The 5,781-nt window shown below is 74.9% G+C and carries 4 protein-coding genes; 3 read left to right on the forward strand and 1 reads right to left on the reverse strand.

What is annotated here, in order from left to right:
* Positions 1-1,092, forward strand: a 1,092-nt coding sequence (locus ACFV6I_RS36930) for a hypothetical protein (RefSeq protein ID WP_380430414.1), incomplete at its 5' end; no start/stop codon positions are given.
* Between the two features lie 63 nt (positions 1,093-1,155).
* Here ACFV6I_RS36930 and ACFV6I_RS36935 read toward each other — a convergent pair.
* Positions 1,156-3,297, reverse strand: a complete 2,142-nt coding sequence (locus tag ACFV6I_RS36935) for an amino acid adenylation domain-containing protein (protein ID WP_380430416.1) — start codon at positions 3,295-3,297, stop codon at positions 1,156-1,158.
* 206 nt (positions 3,298-3,503) lie between these two features.
* Here ACFV6I_RS36935 and ACFV6I_RS36940 point away from each other — a divergent pair, with 206 nt between their 5' ends.
* Positions 3,504-4,328: an ABC transporter ATP-binding protein gene (locus ACFV6I_RS36940; protein ID WP_380430419.1), complete on the forward strand. Its 825-nt coding sequence runs from the start codon at positions 3,504-3,506 to the stop codon at positions 4,326-4,328.
* A gap of 220 nt (positions 4,329-4,548) precedes the next feature.
* Positions 4,549-5,697 carry an iron uptake system protein EfeO gene (efeO, locus tag ACFV6I_RS36945; protein WP_380430422.1) on the forward strand — a complete coding sequence of 383 codons (1,149 nt, stop codon included), beginning with the start codon at positions 4,549-4,551 and terminating at the stop codon, positions 5,695-5,697.
* The last annotated feature ends 84 nt before the right edge of the window (positions 5,698-5,781 follow it).

Below are 5,781 nucleotides of genomic sequence, written 5' to 3' on the forward strand. Positions count from 1 at the left end.
GTGTGGGGCCGGGTCGTGGGGCACGGCGGGGTCGCGCCGGGGCGGCCGGTCGCCCGGGCGCTCGCCGAACGGCCGGCCCTGGCAGCGCGGATCGCCGCCCTCGGCCGGCCGGTGGTCGCCTGGGGCCGCACCGCCGCCCAAGGCGAGGGCCCCGAACTGGCCGCGGTGCACCGCTACGAGTCCAAGGCGGCGGCCCACGACCTGTTCGCCGAACTCGCCCCCGACCACCCGGGCATCGTCGTCCCCCGGCAGGAACGCCCGGCCGGCCGGGGCCGCGCGGCCCGCCGGCTGACCGCCCGCGCCGCCCGGGGGCTGACCACCGTGCTGAAGAGCCCGCACGGCGTCGGCGGTTACGGCACCGTCGTGGTGGATCCGGCCGACCTCTTCGCCGCCGGCGGCGGCCGGCCCCTGCTGCGGCGCCTGGTCCGCTCCGAACTCCTGCCCGCCCAGGGCGGCCTGCTGCTGGAGGAGCACGTCGATCCGGGCCCGGCCGCCCGGCTGCGCGACCTCACCTACGACGCGCTGGTCGGCCCCGACGGAGCCGTCCACCCGGTGGGCGCCGGTGACATGCACGTCGCCGGCACCCGCTACCAGGGCGTCACCGTCGGCCCCGACGCGGTGCCCCGGGGCGCCGCCGGGACGGCCCGCCGGTTCGCCCTCGCGGTGGGGGAGCGGCTGGCCGCCGAGGGCTACCGCGGCTGGTACGACGTGGACTTCGTCACCGACCGGCAGCGCCGGCTCGCCCCTACCGAGATCAACCTGCGGCTCACCGGCCCGGCCATGGCTTTCATGCTGCGGGCCCGCCTCGACCAGGTGCGGGGCCCGGGCCACCTCGTCCGCACCCTGGACGCGATGCCGCTCGGCGCCCGGCTCGCCCCGGGCGCGCTGTACGACCACCTCGACCGGCTGCGGCCGCGCTGCGCCCGGCTCGACGTCACCCTCCTGCCGTTGATCCCGACGGCGGGCCACGACCCGGAGCCCGCCGTCGGCCTCGCCCTCGCCGGGCCGAGCGCCGAGGCGCTGGACGCCGCGCAGGCGCTGCTCGCGGCCGCGCACCACGGGCTGGCCGGGATGTTCGAGGCGCTGCGCTGACCGATCATCAGCGCAGGCCGTCAGCGCAGGTCGTCAGCGCAGGCCGTCATGACTGGGCAGCCGTCACCGCCGGACGGCCGGCCGCCGGATCAGGAAGATCAGCACCACCAGCGCGGCCGCCATCAGTGGCACGTTGAAGGTGAACACCATCGCCGTCTCGCGCGGCCAGTCGGTGGCGTCGGTGAGCCGGTACAGGTTGTCCTGTGGCCACCAGGAGGCCAGCAGCCACACCACCGAGAGGTAGGTGAGCAGGGACAGCCTGTACGACCGCCCCTGCCGCAGCACCGCCGGGAAGCCGAAGAAGAGGAAGGCCACCCCGGCGCCGAAGGCGAGGTTCTCGCACAGGTAGAGCAGCTCGAACCAGAAGTGGTACGCGTCGGGCACCGCCCCGAGCTGCGTCGCGCCGGGGAAGAAGACGTTGGTGCTGACCCAGGCCATGAGCGAGAAGAACACCACGCAGCCGAGCACCACGCAGCCCGGCAGGTCCGACGTGCCGCTGCGCCCGCCCCCGGCCTTGCCGCCGCCGCCCTTCCCCGCGCGCGACCCCGCCTTCGCCGATCCGGCGGCGGTGTGCTTCGGCGGGGCCGGCAGCGGTAGCGCGGCGCGGTCCAGCTTTCCGGCCCGGGTGCGCGGCAGCTCCGGCACCGGGACGACGGCCTCGGGCACGTCGCCGCCGGGCAGTTGGGCCGCCAGGTACTGGGAGAGCGACCAGCCGTCCGCCCCGTCCGCGTCCGGCGCGGTCACCGCGTACCCGACCAGGCTGCGCCGGCCCGGCCGCAGCTCCAGCTCCACCACGACCGCCTCCCGGACCGCCGGGTGGGCGCGCAGCCGGCCCTCGGCCCGGGCCGCCGCCGCGACCCGGGAGACCACCGCGGCCTTGCGGGCGAAGGGGACCGGCCCGACCACGTGCGCGGCCCGGCCGAGGAACTCCAGGACGCCGTCGTCCCGGAGCCGGCCGATGTCCCCGGTCAGCAGTACCCGGCCGTCCGGGTCGAAGTCCGCCCGGACGAACCGGTGGCGGGTGTCGTCGGCCCGGTTGAGGTAGCCCCGGCCGAGGCCGCCGCCCGCGATCGCGATCTCGCCGGCCTGCCCCGGCGGCACCGGGGTGCCGTTCAGGCCGACCACGTACACCCGGGTGCCGGGGAACGGCCGACCGATCAGGGAGACCCGCTCGCCGTCCCCGGTGGCCGCCGTGCCCTGCGCGTCGAAGTAGGTGCTGTCCACGCCGGCCTCGGCGAGGCCGTACACGTTGAGCACTCTGGTCCCGTCGCCGAGCAGCCGCTGGAGGCCCAACTGCTCGTCCAGGTACCACTTCTCGGCGCCGACGGTGAGCAGCCGCACACCGGGCAGCGGCGTACCGGTCAGGGGTTCGCCTGTTCGTGGCTCGCCACTCCGGGCGAGATGGGCGGCCAGCCGGCGCGCGAGGCGGGCGTTCAGCTCCAGGACGGTGATCCCTTCGGCGGCCACCAGAGCGGGCAGGCCGGCGAGGTCGGCGGTGCGGTCCAGGGTGAGGTTGCGCGGGGCGACCACCAGGGTGGCTCCGGAGCCCAGCGCCCGGACCCAGTCGGCGGTGAAGACGTCGAACTCCAGGCTCGACGTCTGCAGGATCCGGTCCGCCGGGGACAGCCCGTACACCTCGCGCCAACCCCGGTACGCGGACAGCAGGTTGCGGTGCTCGACCAGGGCCCCGGTGGGCAGGCCGGTGGAGCCCGAGGTGTAGAGGACGCAGGCGAGGTCCGTCGGGCCGGTGGGCGCCCCCGGTGGGTCGGACGGCGCTTCGGTGAGGTCGGCCGTGTCCAGGCAGACGATCTGCGCCGGGCCCGCGTCGGCGAGCCGCACCCGGTGGCTCTCCTCGGTCACCACCAGGTCCGGGGCGGCGTCGGCCAGGACGTGCCGCAGCAGCGCGTCCGGCGCGCTCGGCTCCAGCGGCACGTACGCGGCGCCCGCCTTCAGTACCGCGAGCAGCGCGACGTACACCTGCGTGCCGCGGCCCAGCGCCACCGCCGCCCGGCCGCCCGGGGCCAGGCCGCGCGCCGCCAGGTGGCGGGCGAGGGCGTCGGCCCGCTTGTCCAGTTCCCCGTACGTCAGCTCGGCATCGCCGCAGCGGACGGCCACCGCCTGCGGTGCCTGCCCGGCCCGCAGTTCGACCAGTCCGTGCAGCGTGTCGGCCGCCCGGTCCTCGGCCGCTTCCCCGTCGGTCGGCATCGGCGCTCCCCTCATCCCCTCCGAATCCCCCGATCATCCTCCCAACTCCCGCTGCGCGACAGGGTTCTGGAGCGTCCACTCCTCGGACGGCCCGGCTCCGCGCGCGGCGACGGTTGTACTCTGCACGCAGACGGTCGGCGCCGGCCCGTCCGGTACGGCGCCCCGCCCGCACCCTGTCCGGCGCCGTACCTCGGAGGTCCGCCCCCATGAGCTCGTCCGTCCCGTCCTTCGACGGCCCGCTGCTGCGCACCCAGGACGTGGACGTCGTACGCGACGGCCGCCACCTGCTGCGCGGGATCACCCTCGCCATCGAGCCGGGCGAGCACTGGGCGCTGCTCGGCCCCAACGGCGCCGGGAAGTCGACCCTGCTCGCCCTGCTCGGCGCGGTCTCCCACCCCACCCGGGGCGAGGTGGACGTGCTCGGCCGCCGGCTCGGCCGGGTGGACATCCGCGAGCTGCGCGCCCACCTCGGGCACGTCAACCCCCGGCACCCGCTGCGCTCGCCGCTGAGCGTGCGCGAGGTGGTGCTCACCGGGCACACCAACACCATCGAGCCGGAGTGGCACCGCAAGCCCGGTCCCGAGGTGCTGGAGCGGGCCGAGCAGCTGATCGAGACGCTCGGCATGGGCGCGATCGCCGAGTCGGCGTGGACCACCCTGTCCCAGGGCGAGCGCGGCCGGGCCCTGATCGCCCGCGCGCTGATGCCGAGCCCCCGCCTGCTGCTGCTCGACGAGCCCGCCACCGGGCTGGACCTGACCGCCCGCGAGCTGCTGCTGGACAGCCTGGACCTGCTGCGCCACCAGCACCCGGAGCTGGCCAGCGTGCTGGTCACCCACCACCTGGAGGAGCTGCCGGAGAGCACCACCCACGCCCTGCTGCTGCGGGACGGGGAGTGCGTGGCGGCCGGGCCGGTGGACGAGGTGATGACCACCGGGCTGATCAGCGTGACCTTCGGCCACCCGATCCGGATCAGCCGGCACGAGGGCCGGTGGACGGCCCGGGCGGCCGCGCGCCGTACGCCGGGGCGCTGACGGGTCCGGGGCGCTGACGGGTCCGGGGCGGGGTGGGCCCGGTCGGGGCGGGGCGGGCTGGGCGGTCGGCCCGCTTCCGACGGGGGCGGGTGTAGACGTAAAAAAGTTTTTACGTAAGGTATGCCTTAGCTAAGGCGGGGTTGTCGCTGGTCCGACGCCCCACCGGTGCTCAGCCCTGCCCCGCCCTGGCACACCCATGCCCTTTTCCGTTGGAGCCCGCATGTCCGCCCGTCGCCGTTCCACCGCAGCCGCGCTGCTCACCCTCGCCGTGGCGACCGCCACCCTGGCGGGCTGTGCGGCGAAGAAGGACGACAAGGCGGGCGGCGCGGACGCGGTCAAGATCAACGCGACCGACACCGCCTGCGAGGTCTCCAAGACCAGCTTCCCGGCCGGCCACGTCGTCCTGGACATCAGCAACAAGGGCGGCAAGACCACCGAGGTCTACGTCTACGGCGCCGGCGACAAGATCATCACCGAGCGCGAGAACATCGGCCCCGGCACCAAGGCCACCATCAACGCCGAGATCAAGGCCGGCTCCTACGAGATCGCCTGCAAGCCCGGCATGGTCGGCGACGGCATCCGCCAGAAGATCACCGTGACCGGCGAGGGCGCCAGCACCGCCGCCGCCGACCCGCGCCTGACCGCCGCCGTCGACGCGTACCGCACGTACGCCCAGCAGCAGGCCGACGCCACCATCCCGGCCGTCGAGGCCTTCGCCGCCGCGATCAAGGCCGGCGACGTGGAGAAGGCCAAGTCGCTGTACGCGCCGTCGCGCACCGGCTGGGAGCGCACCGAGCCGGTGGCCGAGAGCTTCGGCGACGTCGACCCCAAGACCGACACCCGCGAGGACAAGCTGGAGGCCGGCCAGGAGTGGACCGGCTGGCACAAGCTGGAGAAGTCGCTCTGGGCCGACGCCAAGATCGGCGACGACGAGAAGAAGCTCGCCGACCAGCTGGTCAACGACCTCAAGGACTGGCAGAAGAAGATCCCCGAGGCCGAGATCACCGCGACCAGCATGGCCAACGGCGCCAAGGAGCTGCTGGACGAGGTCGCCACCAACAAGATCACCGGCGAGGAGGACCGCTACAGCCACACCGACCTGGCCGACTTCCAGGCCAACGTCGAGGGCGCGCAGAAGGCCTACGAGCTGCTGAAGCCGGTCGCCGCCGAGAAGGACCCGGAGCTGTCCAAGACCCTGGACTCCGAGTTCACCGCGATCCAGGCCCTGCTTGCCAAGTACAAGCAGGCCGACGGCACCTTCACCTCCTACGACAAGGTCACCGAGGCCGAGCGCAAGACCTTCTCCGACGCGGTCAACTCGCTGGGCGAGCCGCTGTCGAAGCTGGCCGCTGCCGTGGTCGTCAAGTAACGACCGCGGTCCCACCCGAGCACCGTCCCCACCCCACCGACGCCGGGGGGGCCCCCCCACGGCCCCCCCCCCCCCCCCCCCCGG

The organism is Kitasatospora sp. NPDC059803, from assembly GCF_042732255.1.
GTDB lineage: Bacteria > Actinomycetota > Actinomycetes > Streptomycetales > Streptomycetaceae > Kitasatospora.

What these genes read in the sequence shown, in the direction of transcription:
- ACFV6I_RS36935 (WP_380430416.1), bottom strand. Translation starts at nt 3,297, where the DNA reads ATGCCGACCGACGGGGAAGCGGCCGAGGACCGGGCGGCCGACACGCTG.
- ACFV6I_RS36940 (WP_380430419.1), top strand. Translation starts at nt 3,504, where the DNA reads ATGAGCTCGTCCGTCCCGTCCTTCGACGGCCCGCTGCTGCGCACCCAG.
- efeO (WP_380430422.1), top strand. Translation starts at nt 4,549, where the DNA reads ATGTCCGCCCGTCGCCGTTCCACCGCAGCCGCGCTGCTCACCCTCGCC.